Genomic DNA, 21185 nt, shown 5'->3' on the forward strand with positions numbered 1-21185 from the left:
CCCATCAATACTCGTAGGTCAGATTTGAATAAGCTGCCTTTTGTTTATATCGATTAATGTGTAACCAAGCTTTAATCCTTCTACTAAAAGATGATGATTGATGATCCACACACAGACTTTTATACAAGACGCCAGTGGCAGGTCAGATAAAAAGTTATGTTATGTCGCGAGCGATCACCGAATTAATCTTAGTAAAACATGTCAATGATGAAAAACAGACTGAAAAATAGACTGAAAAACTTTATATTTTTACCCCTTATTATTGCTGCTGCATTAGTTTTTGTGTTTATACAGTTCAAGTCCAAGCAAGCCATTGAGCATCAAAATGTTGAGTTTCCGGTAAAAACAGTTGAAGTGTTAACCGTTAAATACATTCCCTTTCGCACGCGTGCTGTGGCTTATGGCAATGTTGAGCCAGCAACGATGCTAAAGGCTAAATCTGAAGTAAACGGCAAAATTAGCTATATACACCCTGAGCTAAAATCAGGGGGGAGTTTATCTAAAGGTACAACGGTTCTAAAGATAGAAACCACCACCTTTGAGATTTCACTGGATTCGAGTAAAGCAGGCTTGGCAAGCAGCCAGTCTTCGTTGCAGCAAATAGAAGCAGAAGAAAAAAGTGCGAAACGTTCATTGCAAATTGCACAACAAAATTTAAATTTAGAATTAGCAGAGCTTGAAAGAGTCAAGGTGCTTGTAAAGGCGCGAACACTGGCAAAAAACCAGCTGGCTATTGAAGAACAAAAAGTCCTGCAACTGAGTTCTACTGTGCAAGACCTACAAGGTAAAGTAGATACTTACGCAAGCCGCAAAGCGTCAATACACGCCCAAATCAAACAATCAAAGAGTCAGGTTGACCAAAGTGAAGATTCCCTGATACGGACCGAAATCGTACTCCCTTTTGATGCTCGAATAGGATCTGTTTCAGTAGATGTAGGAGAATTTGTGGCTGCAGGTGCGCTGCTATTTGAAGCCTTGGGAATGGAGGCGGTAGAAATTAATGCACAATTACCCATCAAACATGTGCGCCCTCTCGCGACGACAATGAACGATAACGATAGCACGCAGTTAGTCAACTTTCAGGGTAGTGCCAATTTGCAAAAAGCGGTCGCACAGTGGGACTTAGAGGCAAAAGTGCGTATTGTGGGGGGGGATATAAAAACTGTATGGGATGGCGTGTTACTGAGGATAAGTGAGTCCGTCGACCCTACGCGCGACACGTTAGGTATGGTTGTTGCCGTTAATAAGCCTTATGAAGGTGTCATCCCTGGTGTGCGTCCCCCCTTGCTCAAAGGCATGTATGCTTCGGTAGAATTTCTAGCTCAACCTAGAGATTTGTTAGTGATCCCACGCAAAGCCCTGCATGAGAGTCGTGTTTATGTGGTCAGTAAGCAAAACACGCTATCCATACGCCCTGTTCAAGTTAGTTATTCACAAGGCCAGTTAGTGGTGATTAAACAGGGCCTCAAAGAGGGTGATAAAATTATCACCAGTGATATTGTACCCGTTATTGAAGGCATTAAACTTGAGCTGATTGAATCTGATGCACTCCAAAAAGAAATAGCCGCACTCGCTTTGGGCTCAAAATAGTGATCCGCTATTTTGTCTGTCATCCCACAGCCGCCAACATCTTAATGTGGGCGATCATCGCCGTGGGTTTAGTCGTCCTGCCTAGCTTAAATAAAGAAACCTTCCCCAAGATAGACCTTAATCAGGTGCAGGTGACTGTTGCCTATCCTGGTGCTTCCCCATCTGATGTGGAAGAAGGAATTTGTCACCCTTTGGAAGATGCCACAGATGGCATTGGTTTCACCAAAGAGCAGCGCTGTGAAGCACGGGATAACATGGGCATGCTCACCATGGAGATGCAGGAAGATGGAGACATACGCCAGTTTATTGATGACATCAAATCTGCGGTGGACGGCATCATAACGTTTCCACAAAACACCGAAGACCCGGTGATCATGGAATTAGGTCGCACTGAACCTGTTGTCACGGTAGCGATAACCGCAAAAAACCTCTCCTCGCCGGAACTCAAAATGCTAGCAGAGTATTACCGCGATCACTTACTGGCTTTACCGCAAGTCCCCATTGTGTCCATTTCGGGTTTTTCTACCCATCAATTGACTGTTTTAGTCACACCTGAGGCGATGCTTAAGTACAATTTAAGCATTCAAGATATTGCTGATTTGATTCAATCACAGGCATTGGATCTGCCTGTAGGAGTCCTCGAGTCCAAAGATACGGCGTATCAAATTCGCTTTGACAATGCGCGTAAAACAGTAGCTGAGCTGACGTCGTTGGTCATTATTAACACTGACAAAGGAGGGGAAATACGCTTAGGTGATATTGCCACCATTGTCGATCAATTTGAAAATGTAGAAGAACGGGTAGAGCTTGATGGTAAGCAAGCTGCATTGCTAAAAGTCAATAAAAACACCCGCGATGACACCATCACCATTTTTGATGCGGTAAAAGAATTTGTTGTTCAAGAAAATGCACGTTTACCCGATGGTACCAAGCTCACACTGACTCAAGATGCGGCAAGTATTGTTAAAGATCGCCTGCAGTTAATATTAAAAAATGCATGGCAAGGTCTGCTGCTGGCAACGTTGGCGCTTTTTTTATTCTTTAATTACCGCTATACCTTTTGGATTGCACTAGGCTTACCCGTTTCTTTTTTAGGTGGGTTAGCCGTGATGAGCATACTAGGTATCAGCATCAATATGATCTCAATGGTTGCCCTGTTAATGGCCATCGGTATTTTGATGGATGATGCCATTGTCCTGTCTGAAAGTATCTCTGATGAATATAACCATGGCAAAACGCCCATGGAAGCCGCAATTTCAGGTACACAAAAAGTCGCCCGCGGTGTATTTTCGTCGTTTCTAACCTCCGCCTTATTATTTGGCAGTTTGTTATTTATGACAGGCGATATGGGCCAAGTAATGGGGGTGCTGCCTGTGGTATTACTGGCTGTTTTGACCATTAGTTTACTCGAAGCCTTTCTTATTTTGCCCCATCACTTAACCCATTCTTTAAAGCATTCGCATGGAAAAAAGACACCACATTGGCGCACTATTTTCGATGCTAATTTCTTAGCACTTCGCGACCACTTTACAGCGTTTGCCCGAACAGCCATTACCTATCGCTACATGACGGTAGGCATTGCTTTTGCGTTGTTTATACTTTCTATCGGAATGTTGGCAACAGGCACGATCAAATTCAAAGCGTTCCCTGATCTGGAGGGTAATAGGCTTGAAGCCCGTGTTCTCTATCCACAAGGAACACCTCTGGCGAAGACTGAAGCCTTGGTTGAAAAACTCATCGCAGCCGCACGTAAAACACAGCAGCAATTTCAGGAAAATGAGTCAGCCCCATTAATTAAAAATATCCAAGTTGCTTATAGCGAGAATAAAGACGCCAGTGGATCCGGTGCCCACTTAGCCACCGTCAGTCTCGATATGTTAGACACTGAATTACGGCATACATCACTGCTAGATTATACCTGGGCGTGGCGTAAAAATACGGGGGCAGTGCCAGGCATCATCAGCCTACAATTTAAAGAGCCTTCATTTGGGCCCAGTGGACGTGCTATTGAAATTCAGTTAAGTGGTGATGATCTTAGTGAGTTATCCAAAGCCTCTTATGAAATTCAAAACTGGTTAATCGGTTACCCGGGTGTGTCCAATATTCTTGATGATTTACGTCCGGGTAAACCGCAATACAAAGTGACCTTATTACCGGGTGCACTTGCAGCGGGAGTGGATGCGAAAATGGTTTCGGCACAGTTACGCTCAGCCTATCAAGGAGCAAAAGTGAACGATATTTACCAAGGTCGAGAAGCCTATGAAATTAACGTTAAATTAGACAGCCGTCTTGAATATGCCCTTGCTGATTTTGACGACATGATTATCTTTTCGAAAACCGGACAAAGCATACCTTTGGTAAGTGTCGCCACCATAACGCAAGACCGGGATTACGCGCGTATTGGTCATGTTAACCATCAACGTGTGGTAAATATTTTGGGTAATATTGACTCTACTAAGGCCAACACTGCAGAAGTATTAAGTGATACCCAAAAGCGTTTATTCCCTGCGCTTCAGAAACGCTACCCCAACCTAAAAATCTATATAAAAGGTGAAATACAAAGCAGTACCCAAACCAACAATTCAATATTTATGGGGTTTTTTCTAGCGCTTACTGGGGTGTTTTTATTATTGAGTTGGCAGTTTAAAAATTACCGAGAGCCATTAGTGGTGATGCTAAATATTCCACTGGCATTGATTGGCGCTATATTGGGTCACTATATTATGGGACTCGATTTCACTATGCCAAGCATGATTGGTTTTGTATCACTGGCAGGTGTGGTGGTGAATGATTCCATTTTGTTGGTTGAATTTGTTAAATACCGCGTTAAGGAAGGCATGGTGTTACATGATGCAGCCAGTCAGGCGGTGCATGACCGCTTTCGTGCCATTTTCCTGACCTCAGTAACCACTATTGCGGGTATGGCACCACTGCTATTAGAAACCAGTTTACAAGCACAAGTATTGATCCCATTGGTGACCAGTATCGTGTTTGGTATGTTGACGTCAACCATGTTAGTGCTGCTGGTTTTACCTGCGGCTTACGGCGTTATGGAAGATATTGGATTTATAGCGTTAACAAATGCAGAGGAAGGCATAAAAGCAGCTGAAATCTAGGCTAAAGAACAAGGCTATCGTTTGTTACATTTGTATTTTACTTAGGTCGAGTTTCTATTACTTTTAACCATAATATGGATTGGTCACGTCCTAAAGGTGAAAGGAAACGTGCTTATTAACCACACACGGTGCAGTTGACTTTTTTAGGCACTTTAAAGGTCTGCCAAGTAGAGGTCATGCCATCGAACAGCATCAATTTATTAACGTGACTTTGTCCGTAGTCACACAACACTTTAATTGCCTCTAATGCTTGCATCGCCCCAATAACACCTACCACAGGTGACATCACGCCGGACTCTACACAACTTAAATTTTGCTCGCCAAAGTAAGCGCTGATACAAGCATAACAGGCAGAGTGTTGTTGCGGCACTATACTCATCAGCTGGCCTTCCATACGAATAGCTGCGCCTGACACCAAAGGCGTACCTGCCTGATAACAAGCCTGATTAAGAGTGTTCCTGCTAGCCAAGTTATCCGTGCAATCTAGTACCATATCCAGGGGCTGAATAAGCTCAACATAGTCACTTAATTCAAGACGGTTTTGAATAACATGGATGTTAATATCACTGTTGAGTTGTGCTAATGATGCTTTAGCCGACACACATTTATTGACGCCTACATCAGCTTCACCATGTAACACTTGACGTTGGAGGTTGGTTTTTTCAACGTGATCATCGTCGATTAATGTCATCTCACCAACCCCCGCGGCAACTAAATACTGTGCAGCAGCACAACCTAAGCCCCCTACCCCAACAATGAGCACTTTGGCGTTAAGTAGCACTTCTTGTTTGTCTAAGTCGAAGTTAGGCAAGACTATTTGCCGGTTGTAACGCATGGCTTGTTCAGTGGTCAGTATTTGTTTAGGCACGTGGATCATTTAATTGAATTTAATTGAATTATTAACAATGATGAATTTGTACCACTTGGATAGCGCGCTCGCAATGTGCAAATGAAACTGAGAACAGATAACGGTCAAAAAATGTAATTAATCGGTGTAAAAGGCATAGTAAGTCTATCCACTGTCTGACAAAAACAGTTTATTATGTGCCTAGTTTTTTATCCTTTATCTGCAACCCGAAGAGCACCCCTAATAAAAATATCATTTACATGTAAAATTCGCATTTATAATGTGTACGATAAATTTCGTATGATGAAATAATAACAGCCGGAAATTTAAACACATGACGTTTTCAGATATTAATATGATGCAATTTTTAGAGAGCGATAATGAAATACGCTAATGTGTTTATTTGTTCAATTTTAGCATTGGCTATCTTGTTTGCGTGTACCTCAACACCCTTTGAAAGTTCAGAGCCAATTTCATCCAGTCATATCCCAAAACATCATACTAGTGTTGGATATCAAAACTATCCGTTTGTGGAAACGGCGGCGCCTAAAGGTTTGCTTTTCTATTTACGAAGGGTTTGGGGTTCGGTATTTGTGCCTGATATTCCTGGTGGACATACATTGTCTGAGCGGGAGTCGATTGAGCTTCTAGACTCAATTGAAAGCGACAGTATAACCTGGTTGGGGCACGCTAGTTTTCTCATAAGAGTGGCTAACAAAACGATTTTGACTGATCCTTTTCTTTCAAAATACGCCAGTCCAGTTTCATGGGCAGGGCCAACAAGACTTGTTGCGTCGCCGCTCCCTATCAATTCATTGCCTTCAATAGATATTGTGATTGTTTCACATAACCATTATGACCATTTGGATGATGAAACGGTTAGTAATTTAAAAAACAAAGATGATATTCATATAGTGGTGCCTTTAGGGCTTAAACCTTTTTTTATCGAGCGAGGGTATAGTAAGGTCACTGAGTTAGATTGGGGACAGTCGGTATCTGTTGAAGGCATAGAAATGACTGCAGAGCCGGCAGTACATGATTCTGCTCGCAGTATAGCGGATCATAATGAAACCTTATGGGCTTCTTGGGTAATTAATAGTGCCCAACAACGTATTCTTTTTATTGGCGATACAGGGTACTCAGGCAGCATATTTAAAAATCTTGGTGATAAATATGGCTCGTTTGATTATGCTATTTTACCCATAGGGGCTTATGAACCTAGGGAGTTGATGTGGATGTCACATACCACTCCCGAAGAAGCGGTTTCCATTGGAATAGATGTGCGAGCAAAGACCTTGATTGCTTCTCATTGGGGAACAGTCAGCAGTTTGTCAGACGAACCCATGTTTTCTGCTGGGATACGTTTTAAACAATCAGCAGCGGATAGGGGTTTATCCAACAACGAGCTGTGGACCATGAAAGTGGGCGAGACAAGGCCGCTGTTACCAAACAATCATGCTAACTATGCAAACTATGCAGACTATGCAAAGCAGCAGTAAGATTAACGTTATATCAGTTTGACTAACAATATGATTAAAAAAGTACAACTTATATGCCAATATGCGTGGCGTAACACTATCCAACAATGATGAGGAATGAATGATGAGTGAGGCAATTCGAGCATCTGATACACCATATGCAGTAGAAGTAGAATCGGGTAAAAATTACTATTGGTGCTCTTGTGGTAAAAGTGGCAAACAACCTTTTTGTGATGGCTCACATGGCGGTACAGGTTTTACACCCGTGAAGTACACGGCAACCGACTCCAAGAAAGTGTTTTTTTGTGGCTGCAAATCGACAGCATCTCAGCCTATGTGTGACGGCAGTCACAAGTAAATAATAAGTAACTAGATAACTGAAGCAATCAACCTACCCAAACTCGCTGGCTGGTATTTCAAACAGATATGTTGAAATGAAAACCAACCCGTTTGGGTGAACGATTGTCCATTAACATTCCACCATCAAGGTTGCGGTTTTACAGTTCGGTATTGGCTGTCAGCTATAAAAAGTAGCGCTGAGTAGTTTCTGATGAACGCAATGTAGCCATATTGGACATTATTTTCAATTGGGTAATGAAACCCATTAGCAAGTATGGGTTTTCAATATTGAGACAAAGCATGGGCAAATATGCTCATGTCGCCTAAAGCTAAAAAATGTTAGCGAATTAGCAAAACTGTTATGGCATATCTTTTTATGCTAGTTTGATTGAAAAATAGTGTCTGTTGTCAATATGATATCGATAAGCTTAAAACAAAGTGTTGCCGCAATGCCCTCACAGGTCAGAGACACTTTGCTTGAACATGAACATTTACATCGATTTTTTAATGCTAGGTTTTTACTCTTAAAAACCCAAAATGCAGGTGATATAAGCGGTGGCAAAGGCTCGATTAGGCAAGTCAGTATGCTTGGCAGCCAATTTCAAGAGCAGATCATTAGCGCAGATGACTGTCATATTAGTTATCAAATAATGGGCAATAAACCTGTGGCCCATCACCGTGGCGATATATATTTTAATACCAGCAATAGTAGTGCAGTGCCGACAACTGACATCACCTACAACATAAGCTGTGAAGCGCCATGGTGGATACCCAGTATTGTACTTGGGTTTTTCATTAAAAAAGATATCACCCAAGCACTCAAAAAATTAGCCTCTCACTTTAAAGATGGTGCCCTATGACCATTGAAATCATTTTACTCGCCCTAAGCCCCGTATTTATGCTGTTTATCAGTTATGAATTTATTAAACATAGGCGCTATTACGATATAAAGGATAGCTTGGCCAATACTGCACTCGCACTTATGCACCAAGGCTCAGAGGCGATTGCTCTACTTTTATTAATGCCGTTTTTTTATTGGCTGTATGGGTATCGATTATTTGATATAGAGCTTTCAGCCATCAGTATTTTGGTTGCCTTTATATTGCAAGATTTTTTATATTATTGGTTTCATAAAGCGTCGCACCATATTCACTGGTTATGGGCTGCGCATGTGGTGCATCATAGCTCGACTAAAATGAACTTTAGCACTGCATTTAGACAAAGCTTAATGTATCCCATTGCGGGTATGTGGGTGTTTTGGATGCCTATGATATTACTGGGTTTTGACCCCATCACTGTCTTTACGGTCGTGGCACTTAATTTGGCCTATCAATTTTTTGTACATACTCAAACAGTGAATAAATTAGGCTGGTTTGAAAAAATATTTAATACACCTTCGCACCACCGAGTGCACCATGCGATTAATAAAGGTTATCTAGATAAAAACTTTGCAGGGGTGCTTATTATTTGGGATAAATTATTTGGTACTTTTGCTGAGGAAGACGCATCAAAACCCTGCAAGTACGGCATTATTGGTCAGCTAAATACTCACAACCCATTCACCATTACCTTTCACCAATGGGCTTATTTGGCTAAAACCACACTTAATTCAAAAGGCCTTAAAGCAAAACTAAAAGTGTTATTTAGTTACCCTTCAAGCGCCTAATATAATAAATAATCGTTTGTAGATATTTAGGTATGTGATGGATAAAACATGAAAGGGGCCGTGATTTTTAAGGTGTCAATGTTCTCACTTATCAATGCCAGCGCCTGTCAATCTCGTCTAGGTTGAGTAAACTACCAGCAAGCCAATGTTTAAAGATGATGCCAGGATGGTTAAGTGGCACCCTAGCCACTTTTTAATGCAAAAGAACCATCACCGCATAGCGTTTGCTTGCATTTCACATAACGACTTATATATTGGATTATGTAATTGAATGATAGAGAACAATATGCAAACCCAAGTCGTCATTAAGCCGTTTGAATCTGCCCTCGCCCACCATTTTGAAATCATTAACAAACAATGGATTGACGATATGTTTGTGTTAGAAACTGTCGATAAACAAGTACTCGAAGATCCACAGAGCCATATTATCAATCAAGGCGGTAAAATTTGGTTTGCCAAACACCCTGCGCTCGGTATTGTGGGTACATGTGCGTTTTTGAATAAAGGCGACAACCACTTTGAGCTGACTAAAATGGGAGTATTAAAATCTACAAGAGGGCTTAAAGTTGGCGAAATTTTACTACAGCACGTACTCAATGAAGCTAAGTCACTGGGTATCAAAAAGCTATTTTTATTGACTAACTCAAAATGTGAAGCGGCTATCCATCTATACGAAAAGAATGGCTTTGAGCATGACAAAACGATCATGCAAGATTACGGGCAGAAATACGCACGCTGTAACGTGGCTATGTTGTATAAAGGTTTAATCAGTGACTCACACAACCAATCTAACGTTTAACGATATTAGGAAGCAATTTGGTGGGACAAGCTCCACCTTTCAATTGCCTTTCACTTGCCTTTCACTTGCCTTTCACTTGCCTTTCAAGGCCAACAAAGCTGCATGTGCCAACAGTCAGGGCTTTCTATTGAATCAACACTTTGTACCATAAACAGACGCAGCCGAGCCACCCATTACTTGGCTTAAACTAGCAGTAAACTGCCGTTAATTGATAAACAAATTATTGTCTATTTTAGCTATTTTAGCTATTTTAGCTAATATTTAAAGCGGATCATGTAAATACAGAAGGTATTATGAAAAGCATAACTGCAACACAAGCAAAAAATAATTTTGGGGATTTGTTAATGAATGCACAATCTACACCTATTGCCATAACACGCAATGGTAAAGAACAAGGCGTGCTAATATCTGCGAAAGAATACCTAAAACTTAAACAGCAAGCTCTCCAAACAGCAATAAGCGAGGGTCTTTCTAGCGGCGACGCCGGTACACTAGATATGGACTCTATTAAAGTATTGGCACGAGCACGGTCTGGGAAAAAATCTTGACCGTAAATTTATCTAAGATCGCCAAAGAAGATCTCATAGACATATGGTTATATGGAGAAAGTAATTGGGGCGCGGTTAGCGCAGATCACTATCTAGATTCTCTTGGCGTATTCATACAGACATCGACTGATTTCCCTGAAAAATTTGCGATGCGGCGTGATTTTCAGCCATCTGTAAGATTAGCCCCCTTTAGAAGCCACTTGGTTATTTATATAGATACAATCAGTCATATACAAATAATTAGAGTGCTACATCAGAACATGGATATTCCACACCATTTATAACGGACTCATTTTACAGTCATAAAGGCATGTTGGTGTCAATTGCCACCAAACCTGCGGGATCAAGTTCGTTGAACAGTAAAAGTCATTTGATTTTGGTGAATATCGGGGTCAAAACCTGGAAAACCTGACCCCGGTGGTTTTGAATGCTTGTGTTTAAGATTACCTGTTTTAACTTCCTGCTCATTGATGCGGTATCGAAAGCACCCGCCTTGAAATACATTCCATGGCGGGTGTGTAGCCAGTCATTATTCTGTGATTTACAAATGTAAGCGTTTTAGAATACTAAATTGACGCCTTATAAAAAGTTAAAATGCTCGTTGTCCATTTGCATCAATGATTTTGTCGAAGACACGGCAGATTGTTTATGAGCAGAGGCTCTTGGAAGTAAACGGTCAAAATAAAACTCCGCCGTTTGAATTTTTGAGGTATAGAAATCATTTGATTCTTCACCTTTACCATTTTCAAGTAAGGCGGCCGATTTTTCAGCTTGTAAAGCCCAAAAATACCCCATCATCACATAACCAGAATACATGAGGTAATCCACTGACGCTGACCCAACCAATTCCCGGTCTTTAGCCGCGCCTAGCATAATTCGCAGTGTCATGATGTTCCACTCTATTGCACGTTTGCATAACGTGCGAGCCATACTACCAACAGGACCACGTGAGAATAAGTGCGGTTTAGCGAATGAAAATATCACTTTGCTAAAGTCACGAATGGATTGTCCTTTGTTTGACATCAGCACTTTACGGCCTAATAAATCGAGGCTTTGTATACCTGTTGTGCCCTCGTAGAGAGTCGCTATTCTAGCGTCACGAGCGATTTGTTCCATGCCATGTTCATGAATATAACCGTGCCCACCAAACACTTGTATACCTAGATTTGCAGACTCTAATCCTAATTCAGTGATAAAGCCTTTGAGGATAGGCGTATAAAACCCCAACTCATCATCATAAGCTTGCTGTTTCTTAGTATCACCAGCAACGGTCGCATTAAACATTTTATCAGCAATTTTTGCGGCATGAAAAATCATCGCTCGACCGCCTTCAGCAATAGCTCGTTGAGTTAATAACATTTTACGCACGTCAGGGTGCCAGATAATCGCATCGGCAGTGGATTCGGGTTGTTTTTTACCTGATAAAGCCCGCATAGATTGGCGCTCTTTGGCATAAGCGAGTGAGCCTTGAAATGAGGCTTCAGCATGACACACGCCTTGAAGCGCAGTACCAATTCTAGCCGTATTCATAAACGTAAACATGGCTTGTAAACCTTCATTCTCTTTGCCTATCAAGTACCCCGTGGCGCCATCAAAATTTAACACCGATGTGGATGAAGCACGAATACCCATCTTGTGCTCTATGGAGCCACAATGTACGGTATTTCTGTCGGTTAACTGCCCATCATGATCAATGTTTATCTTTGGAACAATGAATAATGAAATGCCTCTTGTCCCTTTGGGCGCGCCAGGAATACGCGCTAAAACAATATGGATAATATTATCTGTTAAATCATGTTCACCAGCCGAAATAAATATTTTGGTGCCCGTCAATCGGTAACTTCCATCTTCTGCGTTTAACTCGGCTTTTGTTTTTACTTGCGCCAGATCAGTTCCACATTGGGGTTCAGTGAGGCACATAGTACCTGTCCACTGTCCACTCACTAGTGGGGCCATGAATTGTTTTTTCTGTAGGTCTGAACCATATTCTAAAATGGTATTGATACACCCCATACTTAGCCCTGGGTACATCGAAAAAGACCAGTTGGCACTGCCGATGAGCTCTGATTTAATTAAGTTGATTGATGTGGGTAGGTTTTGACCACCGAACTGTTCAGGGAAAGATAAACCTTGCCAACCACCATCGACATAGGCTTTATACGCCTCTTTAAACCCCTTGGGAGTTGTCACCACGCCTTCATTAAAATGGCAGCCTTCTTTGTCACCAGACAAATTGAGTGGTGCCAAGACTTCCTCACTTAGGGTTGAGATACCGTCTAAAATAGCGTCGACCATTTCGGGGGTTGCATCTGCCCCATTTGCTAACGACTCATAATGAGGAAAATAATCTAATACATCCCTCATTAAAAATTTAATATCTCTTAAAGGTGCTTTGTATATTGGCATGCTGTTTACCTGTGTTTATTCGGTAGCTTTCAAAAATTTTAATAGTGATTATAATTGACCCATTAACAAACAAAGGGTTAAATACCATCAATCATGGTGTTAAATACCATCAACTTACGCATAGAATTGATTATCCAACATGCATGCATATTATATAAAAACGTTAATTAAAGTGCTCAAAGCAGGAAAACCAGAGGCAGAGTGTCTGTTATATAATTCAGGCATTAGGGACGTTGATCTTGAAAAAGAGCTGAATCTAACGGCTCAACAACTGGATATCATCTCAAACAATGCGATTGAAATGAGCAGAGATAGTCAACTTGGCTTACTGGTTGGATCGAGCATGGATATTTCATCCCAGGGCATTTTTGGATATGCGATTATTACCAGTACCACGATCGGCGACGCATTGAAGTTGATGCTGCGATATAACAAAGCATTATTACCCAGTATAGATGTCAAAATGTTGTCTCGGGAAAACCGCGTAGAAGTCATCATTAAAGCCCCCCATTTACCCGATAACTTAGAAAGGTTTTATATTGAACTGCTTTATGCTGCCATTATGCGAAGCGGAAATACTCTCATTCCAAAAGGCAGAGCATCAGTGCATGTGGAATTTCAATATGATGTGCCATACGACAAAGCTCCTTATCAACAATTATTTGGTTCAAAGGTAAAATTTAACAGCACTAGAAGTGTGTTGAGCTTTGATGAAACCAGTCTAAATTTGGCTATTGTGACCGCCAATCCTGTGGCGCGAGATATTTTTCGAAGAGAGTGTGACAGGCTATTATCCAGAGATACTCATAGAGGGATGATAAGCGAGCGAGTACAAGAAGTGCTTTTACAGTCCGGAACAGAATTTCCAACGAGTATGCGAGTGGCCAATCAATTACATATGAGTGAAAGCACCCTGCAGCGCCGCTTAGCTAAAGAGGGTTATAAGTTCCAACAATTACTCGATCAAGTTAGGAATAAACTTGCTCATGAATATTTAACCGGTACACAGCTAACCATCAATGAAATAGCGTCACTTTTGGGTTTCAGTGATGCGGCAAACTTCCGAAGAGCTTTCAAACGTTGGTCTAAGCAAACTCCAACAGCAGTCAGAAATCAAACTTTATCGATAACCTAGCAAGCCCTCGCGCCATTTTTTATCAATGCTCATACTCAATGAATATGAACAGCGTTGAAGAACACGTTGACCATATACCAAGCCCCAAATAACAGTCTGCGTGAGACTGCAATTTGTTTAGTTTAACCTTGATTACACCCCGCGCATTATCAAAAAAGGCATCAGTTGAATGAGTGATATAAAACCTTCATCAAGTGTTAGCCATTTATGTGAATTATGCCACTTATGCCACTTATGCCTCTTATGCCACCTCTGCAGCAGCGACTTTCAGGTGCTTATCTTTAGTGTGATTTGACGCTAAAACCATATACACGCTTGGCAATACTAAAAGCGTAAACACGGTGCCAACTAACATACCAGCAACCAAAATTATGCCAATGCTATTTCTGGCTTCAGCCCCTGCACCACTCACTAAGACCAAAGGAAAGTGTCCTAGTACTGTAGCGGCAGTTGTCATCAATACAGGACGTAATCGTGTTTGTGCCGCGAGCTGAATGGCTTCAATTTTAGCGTACCCTTGCATCTGCATATGATTGGCAAACTCCACGATCAGAATACCATTTTTAGCTATCAGACCGACCAATGTGATAAAGCCCACTTGGGAGTAAATATTGATAGTGGTGAAATCAAGAAACGTGAACATCATCGCCCCGGCAAGTGCCAAAGGCACTGAGCCCAGCAACACCACAAGGGGGTCTCGAAAGCTATTAAACTGAATAGCCAAAACTAAAAAAACAAATACCAATGCCACTAGAAGCACCCCTTCTAGAGAATTGCCTTCTAAGCGAATTTGCCGTGACTCGCCCGCATAGTCAATATTGTAATCTGTGGGTAATAGTTCAGCCGCGGCTTGTTCTAGGGCACTGAGCCCCTGCTCTTTTGTTGTGCCTGGGATAACCTCGCCATAAATACGAAAGGCATTTTTCTGTTGAAACTTAACTAACACTCTGGGCGCCACTTCGGTTTCAAGTTTAGCGATAGACCGAATAGCGACCAGGGCGCCGCTGGGTGTGCGGATTTGCAAGTCTAATATAGCGTCGGGATTCACTCGTTGGTCCTCATCCACCATCGGTATAACGCGATAAGCACGACCATCTTTGTTGAATCGATTCACAAAATTGCCAGATAACATCACATCTAACTGGCGGCTGACACTCGCCAGATCCATGCCTAAATCCGCTATGCGTTGTCGATCTAATAAAAATCGCGCTTGGGGTAAATCGATTTTCAAATCTGTTTCGGCGAATAAAAACTTACCACTGGCCATAGCCGCGGCCACCATTTTATCAGCGTAAACTTTCATGTCTTGGTATGTGTCAGTGCTTAATACCGCCATTTCAACAGAGAAATTACCGGACGTAGGTAAAGCTGAGTCCAATACTGGAAATGCTTTTAAACCGGGCACCGATGACAGTGCACCAAAAGCCTTCCAAAATATATCTTGTACCCCTTCGCTGCGGTCTTTTAATGGTACAAATTCAATTCCCCCAAAGGCACCAACAGGATTGATAATTTGCCACATAAACTGACTACCATCGAGTTGCTTCATCATATCTACCACATCGTCCATATGTTCAGTGGTATATTGCAAAGATGACTCGGGTGCTGCTTCGACAATGACTGTAATACTCGACTGATCTTCAGTGGGTGCAAGTTCTTTGAGCGACAATAAATAAAAAGGCACACTCAACAGAGCCAAAAACACCGCTCCGGTTAATACTTGCGCTTTAAAATCTATGGTGCGTAACAACACTTTACCGTACCACTGCTGTAAACGTGCAAAACCAGCATTGATTTTAAGTGTGAACTTGCCTTCTTTGCCTCCTTCAGGGCAAGCATAGGCACTCATGATGGGCGACAGGGTCACCGCCACAAATCCTGAAATTAATACGGCAATCGCTAGGGTAAAAGCAAACTCTTTGAACAAGGCGCCTGTTAACCCAGACAACAAACCAATGGGTGCATAAACAGCAGCCAAGGTGATGGTCATACTGATGATCGGAGCTAATAATTGCCGCGAACTAATTAGCGCAGCTTGCATTCTGCTCATGCCACTGCGCATGTAACGAGCTACATTTTCCACCACCACTATGGCATCGTCTACCACCAGCCCCACCGATAACACTATGGCTAAGACGGTTAATAAGTTAAGTGTGAACCCCATCAGTGTCATGGCCGCAATGGCGCCCAAAATTGAGATAGGAATAGTAATCAGTGGTACAAGGGCGGTACGAAAAGAGCCCATCATGACCACCACCACAATACCGACTAAAAGAATGGTCTCGGCTAGCGTGATAAAAATTTCTTGCAGCGCGTTTCGCATGTATAAGGTGCCATCAAAACCACTGGTAATAGACAGGCCCTTGGGTAATGTTTGATTGATACTGTCGAGCTTTTTATACAACCTATCGCCGATATCAATTTCGTTTGCACCAGGCAATGGCCAGACAGATATAAAAATGGTGGTTTCTTTATCAAAACGTGCGGTCACTTGCCCTTCTACTTCGCCCAGTTCTACTTTAGCGATATCGCTAATACGAATTTGTGCACCATTCACTTCACGCACAATAAGCTGCTTAAATGCCTCTACATTGGTCAAAGAACTGTCGGTAACTAAGGCAATACGTTGTTGATTGTTCTCGCTTGCACCTATGGTGGCAATCAAGTTGTTATTACGCAGTGCATTGGCCACATCATCGGCAGCCACATTAAACGCGGCCATTTTTTTAGTATCAAGCCATATTCGCATAGCAGGTGAACGACTGCCTTCAAGTCCCACTCTTTGCACACCGATAATGGTTGATAGATTTGGCACAACACGCCTAGATAAATAATCGGTCACTTCTAAGCGTGACATCCCCGCATTTTCTTCATCGTATTGAACGTTGAGATAAAATACCGCAAAGGGTCTGTCGGCTCTGACAACTTGTACAGAGGGATCTTCAGCTCCTTCTGGCAACTCGAAGCGAATTTGATCAAGTCTTGCAGACAGCTCGGCCAATGCATCGGTGCTGTCTTCATTCAACTTCAGCCAAACGTTAACAGTACTTAAACCCAGGGTAGTATTCGAGTCGATATAATCGACACCGGGAACTGACGCAGCCGCACGCTCGATAGGCTCGGTAATAAAGCCTTGCACCACATCAGCGGATGCACCGATGTAAGGCGTGGTAATTTGTAATGAAGCGCTGGCGATTTTAGGAAATTGTAAAACGGGTAAATCGATTGATGCACGAATACCCACCAGCACTAATACCAAAGATAAAACAATGGCCACAATTGGACGCCGACAAAACACATCCATAATAGAAGGTTGGGTATCTTCCTCGCTAATCAGCAACTCGCCTTGGTTCTTATTCATTAACGGCATTCCCTTCCTCTGAGGGAGCGATATTGACTAATATGCCTTCTCTGAGTTTAGATGACCCTATTGAGGCAATATTCTGACCAAGGGTCAGGCCATCCGAGACGATGGCAGTTTTGTTAACGTTGGCCTGCACCACTATACTTTGACGTGTTGCACGCCAATCCCCATTTTTATCTTTATTCAAGATAAATACATAGGTGCCAAACGCATCGTAACGCACCGCTACACTGGGTACTCTGACTATATTAAGGTTGTTGCCAATTGATAGTTTCACTTCAATTAACGCACCCGGTTTAATCAGCTTAGGGGGATTAAGCCACAAAGCTCTTGCACGCAAGTTTCTTGAAGTTACATCTATTTCCTGACTTAGTGCAATAACCTTAGCGTCATACACATCAGTTAACAAAGCGTCTGAGCTTACTTGAACAACATCTCCCTTGGCTAAATTAGCGTGCTCTTGAGGTATTGAAAAGTCCACCCAAACAGCGTCACTATCACTCACCAAACGAGTGATGAAAGTATTGGCTGACAAATAACTTCCGACTTCAAGTTGATGTAACCCAACCATTGCATCAAAAGGCGCCAGCAATGTCTTTTTGGTAATAGTTGACTGTAAAGCTTGCACATCGGCTTGAGCGATAGCTAATTGGGCCTTAGCTCTGTCAAGTTGCTCGCGGCTAGAAGCATTACTCTTGATCAGCTCTGAAAATCGATTGACCTCCAACTGCGCTATACTCACTTGTGCGGTTAACGCAGCTAATTGTGCCTCTTCATTTTCCACGTCTAATTGTAATAACAGCGAACCTTTGGTCACTTTACCACCTGAAACAAATCCCACCTTGGTTATGACGCCAGCTAATTCATTACGCAGATCTAGGCTTCGAGTCGCCACAACCTCACCCATAACAATTAAACTAGATTGCCACTGGCTCTGTTTGGTTACAATACTATGCACAGTCTCACTAGGTTCGGGAAAAGACTCACCAAAAGCAATGGCCGCTTTTATCTGATTAAACTTCACAAAACCCAATATACTGACCACAATCAAACAAAACAAAAATGTCCATACCCAACGCCAAAGATGCATAGCGGCTCCTAAAAATTAAAAAAGAAAAATCCATGAAAGACTACGGTAAAATAAGTCTTTTAGTTCGTTAGATATTACAATAAAGCACAGAAGTGAACAGCGTTGATTTAATGCAATTTGGCACAAGTTAGAATAAAATTGGTGATAGGATCTGAAAAATGCAGGAACTTGTTAATAGCCTTATAATTTGATGTTGCCAGGTTACCCTTTAATCACTCAAGCAAAAAGCAATTTGCAACCTATTAATACCAACACTATGCCACCGAATAGCTCAGCTTTACTTTCAAGCCAAGTGCCACTTTTTGCGCCAACAAAGATGCCCATTCCACTAAAAACCAGTGTGGTCAGTCCTATTATTGCACAGGCCACAAATGGATTTACATCCAGTATGGTAAGTGTAAAACCTGCAGCTAAAGCATCTATACTGGTTGCTACAGCGAGAGCGAACATCACTTTATGGGTTATTTTGACTATATCTTTTTCAATGCCCCCTGAAAAAGACTCATAAATCATTTTGCTACCAATGATAAGAAGCAGAAAAAATGCTATCCAGGCTGCATATGCTTCAAGCCAACCAAACACTTCTTTGCCTCCTAGGTAGCCAATCAACGGCATTAATCCTTGGAAAAAACCAAAATATAGTCCAGCCATAATGGCAAGAGATAGGGTTTTATCAGTATGCTTCGCACCCAAGCCGATTGAAACGGCAAATGCATCCATACTCAATGCTGTCGCTAAGATTGCAACGTCAATCACTCGTAAAATCTCTATTTAATGCCATGTTTTTAAAAAATAAGAATCAGATATAAAAAATGACGAATTAATGTATCTCAAACCAGGTTCTCAATACTTGGTAAATCTCAGGATCATTTAACAGCTGCATATGATTAATGTGAGTACCGACCCATTTATGCGTTTCGGGAAACTGTAAATGAAACACTGAATTTCGGTGCTCGCCCAATGCACTTTTTATCCTGACCAGCCCATCACCTAAGGGGTAATGGATACTTTCCTTAGCACTCGTTGCTACTGCAAAACAGCATACTGAATCAGGCAAGGGCACAGGTTGCCGTTGATCACCGCTAAACTCAAAGCGTTCGGTAGTATGCCAATCGGATTGCTGCACATTGCCATAACGTAAATCAGTGATCCCAGCGCTGCGCACTTTCACCAGGCGTGCAAACGGAACAGTGTATGCGTGAGCCCCTAAAATTAAATCAATCCAGTTACCGGCTTTTTCAAGAGCAGCTCCATGGTGTGGAGTCCCTAAAAACACTAATTTGTTGAGTCGTTCGGGCCACTTATGGCCACTACTTTGTGCCACATGAAAAGCACTGCGGGATACCAATCCCCCCATACTGTGGGCTAATATATTGATGTCTAACTTTTTATCTGTTACCTGCACCAAAGATTCCAACAAAGCGGCAAACTGTTTGCCGTTGTCAGAAATATGCCGCCCAGAATTATAATGCAAGTAGATGGCTGCCATACCCGACTCTTTTGCCAACTCCGCGCCATGATCATGACCCTCTCGGCACCACTGTATGTCGTTCATACACAAACCATGAGCCATGATCAGCAGTGTGCCATTACTTTGATTGATGATCTCTATGAGTTGTTCATCAGTGAGGATTTGGCCATCTCTTCGAAAATGCATAAGAATAGCTAAAGGATTATCACGCACAAACAGATAATCTCCTAACACACCGTTTAATGCCGCAAGTAGAGTCTGTGCCGAGGCAGAATCAGGCTCAGAGGCTAAGGTTTTGTTTATAGCCTCAAGAGGTACATCAATATTCTTACCTACCCATTGCGTCACATTGCGGATATTGCGATACACCAATCCGCTTATACCTGAAAGCGGTTCCTCTTCAGATTTTTTATGTAACCCTGAAAGTGGACTTATGCGGCTATGCAATGATTCAACTATGTCAGTGACAGCTAATACTGCATCAATAGTTAAACGACCCACGCCATGAATTTTGGAATCAGCAGATTGCTGAGGACTTTTGTGGCTTTTATTTTGGGTGCTATCGTTCATGGATATCAATTTAAATATTCAATAATAGGATGTCATAATAACATGTTATGTTGAACCGCAGTCGAACACTTTCAAAGACAAGTGGACTCCCGGCAAACAGGAGATATGGCTCATAGGACCCGTTTCTTTCATTCGCACATCCGCACATACAACATAGAGGTCGATTTGTGTGGCTGTAATCATGAGCTGTTAATTTTTAATGTCAGAATGGGCAATAAATGAGTATGATCTAAGCCGCAACACAATTTTCTTAAAATAGGCTTTCAGTGATGATGTGCCGGTTGGCAAACCATCATAAAAAACAAGTATTGTCGTTATGATTAAATATTGGCACCAAGCCAGACCTTTTCACGCTCTATGTCTTGCATTAGCGCTTTGACAGCGCTGATATTACAATTACTTTTCTCACACTGGTTTTCGATATATTTCAATGTTTCAGAATGAGCGTTAGCCAATGCCCAAAGATGAATGGCACGATTACCGGTGCGGCAAAAAGCATGTACCTTGTCATCTCCAGTGGCTAATTGTTTAAAAAATGCTGCTATATCTTTCTGTGAATAACTGTTTGCTTTTACCGGTATGTGCACATATTCGATACCATGGGAGCGCACCTTAATAGCCAACTGTTCTGCGTTTTCTTGCCCTGGCTCTTCATCATCTAGTCTAACATTGACAATTTTGGTGACACCTTGCGCTTTGAGCGCTTCTAAAGCCTCATCATCTATGGGACCGGATATAGAAAAATTACTTGATACTTTTTTCATAC

General features: G+C 42.0%; 17 protein-coding genes. 10 read left to right on the forward strand and 7 right to left on the reverse strand.

Annotated elements, in window-relative coordinates; genetic code table 11:
- Positions 1 to 204: 204 nt before the first annotated feature.
- Both Q0Y52_RS11030 and Q0Y52_RS11035 read left to right on the forward strand, forming a co-directional pair.
- Positions 205 to 1590: an HlyD family secretion protein gene (locus Q0Y52_RS11030; protein WP_297821533.1), complete on the forward strand. Its 1386-nt coding sequence runs from the start codon at positions 205 to 207 to the stop codon at positions 1588 to 1590.
- Positions 1590 to 4706: an efflux RND transporter permease subunit gene (locus Q0Y52_RS11035; protein ID WP_297821534.1), complete on the forward strand. Its 3117-nt coding sequence runs from the start codon at positions 1590 to 1592 to the stop codon at positions 4704 to 4706. Before Q0Y52_RS11030 ends, Q0Y52_RS11035 begins: the two co-directional genes overlap by 1 nt.
- 115 nt (positions 4707 to 4821) lie before the next feature.
- Here the strand turns inward: Q0Y52_RS11035 and moeB are convergent, their stop codons facing one another.
- Complete coding sequence (moeB, locus tag Q0Y52_RS11040) at positions 4822 to 5574, reverse strand: molybdopterin-synthase adenylyltransferase MoeB (RefSeq protein ID WP_297821535.1); 753 nt, start codon at positions 5572 to 5574, stop codon at positions 4822 to 4824.
- A 359-nt stretch (positions 5575 to 5933) separates the two neighbouring features.
- On the opposite strand from moeB, the gene Q0Y52_RS11045 reads away from it, so the two are divergent.
- The 7 genes from Q0Y52_RS11045 (at position 5934) to Q0Y52_RS11075 (ending at position 10667) form a co-directional block, all read left to right on the forward strand.
- On the forward strand, positions 5934 to 7052 hold the full coding sequence (locus Q0Y52_RS11045; protein ID WP_297821536.1) for an MBL fold metallo-hydrolase: 1119 nt from the start codon (positions 5934 to 5936) through the stop codon (positions 7050 to 7052).
- A gap of 103 nt (positions 7053 to 7155) precedes the next feature.
- Complete coding sequence (locus Q0Y52_RS11050) at positions 7156 to 7389, forward strand: CDGSH iron-sulfur domain-containing protein (protein ID WP_297821538.1); 234 nt, start codon at positions 7156 to 7158, stop codon at positions 7387 to 7389.
- Positions 7390 to 7783: 394 nt separating this feature from the next.
- A complete protein-coding gene (locus tag Q0Y52_RS11055; RefSeq protein WP_271862239.1) occupies positions 7784 to 8230 on the forward strand; it encodes an SRPBCC family protein in 447 nt (148 codons plus the stop codon).
- Positions 8227 to 9036, forward strand: a complete 810-nt coding sequence (locus Q0Y52_RS11060; RefSeq protein WP_271862236.1) for a sterol desaturase family protein — start codon at positions 8227 to 8229, stop codon at positions 9034 to 9036. Before Q0Y52_RS11055 ends, Q0Y52_RS11060 begins: the two co-directional genes overlap by 4 nt.
- Before the next feature lie 286 nt (positions 9037 to 9322).
- The gene (locus Q0Y52_RS11065; protein WP_297821542.1) at positions 9323 to 9835 is read left to right on the forward strand and encodes a GNAT family N-acetyltransferase; all 513 of its coding nucleotides are present in this window, start codon (positions 9323 to 9325) and stop codon (positions 9833 to 9835) included.
- A gap of 293 nt (positions 9836 to 10128) precedes the next feature.
- Positions 10129 to 10383 (forward strand): type II toxin-antitoxin system Phd/YefM family antitoxin, encoded by a 255-nt coding sequence (locus tag Q0Y52_RS11070; protein ID WP_271862234.1) that lies wholly within the window; start codon positions 10129 to 10131, stop codon positions 10381 to 10383.
- Positions 10380 to 10667: a type II toxin-antitoxin system RelE/ParE family toxin gene (locus Q0Y52_RS11075; protein ID WP_297821546.1), complete on the forward strand. Its 288-nt coding sequence runs from the start codon at positions 10380 to 10382 to the stop codon at positions 10665 to 10667. Before Q0Y52_RS11070 ends, Q0Y52_RS11075 begins: the two co-directional genes overlap by 4 nt.
- Positions 10668 to 10962: 295 nt before the next feature.
- Here the strand turns inward: Q0Y52_RS11075 and Q0Y52_RS11080 are convergent, their stop codons facing one another.
- Positions 10963 to 12789 carry an acyl-CoA dehydrogenase C-terminal domain-containing protein gene (locus Q0Y52_RS11080; RefSeq protein ID WP_271862233.1) on the reverse strand — a complete coding sequence of 609 codons (1827 nt, stop codon included), beginning with the start codon at positions 12787 to 12789 and terminating at the stop codon, positions 10963 to 10965.
- Between the two features lie 139 nt (positions 12790 to 12928).
- On the opposite strand from Q0Y52_RS11080, the gene Q0Y52_RS11085 reads away from it, so the two are divergent.
- Positions 12929 to 13924 carry an AraC family transcriptional regulator gene (locus Q0Y52_RS11085; RefSeq protein ID WP_297821547.1) on the forward strand — a complete coding sequence of 332 codons (996 nt, stop codon included), beginning with the start codon at positions 12929 to 12931 and terminating at the stop codon, positions 13922 to 13924.
- A gap of 241 nt (positions 13925 to 14165) precedes the next feature.
- Here the strand turns inward: Q0Y52_RS11085 and Q0Y52_RS11090 are convergent, their stop codons facing one another.
- The 5 genes from Q0Y52_RS11090 to Q0Y52_RS11110 form a co-directional block, all read right to left on the reverse strand.
- A complete protein-coding gene (locus Q0Y52_RS11090) occupies positions 14166 to 17285 on the reverse strand; it encodes an efflux RND transporter permease subunit (RefSeq protein WP_297821548.1) in 3120 nt (1039 codons plus the stop codon).
- Positions 17278 to 18378, reverse strand: a complete 1101-nt coding sequence (locus tag Q0Y52_RS11095; RefSeq protein WP_297821550.1) for an efflux RND transporter periplasmic adaptor subunit — start codon at positions 18376 to 18378, stop codon at positions 17278 to 17280. Before Q0Y52_RS11095 ends, Q0Y52_RS11090 begins: the two co-directional genes overlap by 8 nt.
- 216 nt (positions 18379 to 18594) lie before the next feature.
- The gene (locus tag Q0Y52_RS11100; protein WP_297821552.1) at positions 18595 to 19134 is read right to left on the reverse strand and encodes a manganese efflux pump MntP family protein; all 540 of its coding nucleotides are present in this window, start codon (positions 19132 to 19134) and stop codon (positions 18595 to 18597) included.
- Positions 19135 to 19198: 64 nt separating this feature from the next.
- Positions 19199 to 20419, reverse strand: coding sequence for a hypothetical protein (locus Q0Y52_RS11105; RefSeq protein ID WP_297821554.1), 1221 nt, complete (start codon positions 20417 to 20419; stop codon positions 19199 to 19201).
- 320 nt (positions 20420 to 20739) lie between these two features.
- Positions 20740 to 21183 (reverse strand): sulfur transferase domain-containing protein, encoded by a 444-nt coding sequence (locus Q0Y52_RS11110; RefSeq protein WP_297821556.1) that lies wholly within the window; start codon positions 21181 to 21183, stop codon positions 20740 to 20742.
- Between the last annotated feature and the right edge of the window lie 2 nt (positions 21184 to 21185).

The sequence above is a fragment of the uncultured Paraglaciecola sp. genome (genome assembly GCF_943787955.1).
Lineage (GTDB): Bacteria > Pseudomonadota > Gammaproteobacteria > Enterobacterales > Alteromonadaceae > Paraglaciecola.

Coding starts and splice junctions, on each gene's coding strand:
- Q0Y52_RS11045 (WP_297821536.1), top strand. CDS start 5,934: ATGAAATACGCTAATGTGTTTATTTGTTCAATTTTAGCATTGGCTATC.
- Q0Y52_RS11110 (WP_297821556.1), bottom strand. CDS start 21,183: ATGAAAAAAGTATCAAGTAATTTTTCTATATCCGGTCCCATAGATGAT.
- Q0Y52_RS11055 (WP_271862239.1), top strand. CDS start 7,784: ATGATATCGATAAGCTTAAAACAAAGTGTTGCCGCAATGCCCTCACAG.
- Q0Y52_RS11070 (WP_271862234.1), top strand. CDS start 10,129: ATGAAAAGCATAACTGCAACACAAGCAAAAAATAATTTTGGGGATTTG.
- Q0Y52_RS11090 (WP_297821548.1), bottom strand. CDS start 17,285: ATGAATAAGAACCAAGGCGAGTTGCTGATTAGCGAGGAAGATACCCAA.
- Q0Y52_RS11060 (WP_271862236.1), top strand. CDS start 8,227: ATGACCATTGAAATCATTTTACTCGCCCTAAGCCCCGTATTTATGCTG.
- Q0Y52_RS11050 (WP_297821538.1), top strand. CDS start 7,156: ATGAGTGAGGCAATTCGAGCATCTGATACACCATATGCAGTAGAAGTA.
- Q0Y52_RS11105 (WP_297821554.1), bottom strand. CDS start 20,419: ATGAACGATAGCACCCAAAATAAAAGCCACAAAAGTCCTCAGCAATCT.
- Q0Y52_RS11065 (WP_297821542.1), top strand. CDS start 9,323: ATGCAAACCCAAGTCGTCATTAAGCCGTTTGAATCTGCCCTCGCCCAC.
- Q0Y52_RS11095 (WP_297821550.1), bottom strand. CDS start 18,378: ATGCATCTTTGGCGTTGGGTATGGACATTTTTGTTTTGTTTGATTGTG.
- Q0Y52_RS11030 (WP_297821533.1), top strand. CDS start 205: ATGATGAAAAACAGACTGAAAAATAGACTGAAAAACTTTATATTTTTA.
- Q0Y52_RS11085 (WP_297821547.1), top strand. CDS start 12,929: ATGCATGCATATTATATAAAAACGTTAATTAAAGTGCTCAAAGCAGGA.
- Q0Y52_RS11080 (WP_271862233.1), bottom strand. CDS start 12,789: ATGCCAATATACAAAGCACCTTTAAGAGATATTAAATTTTTAATGAGG.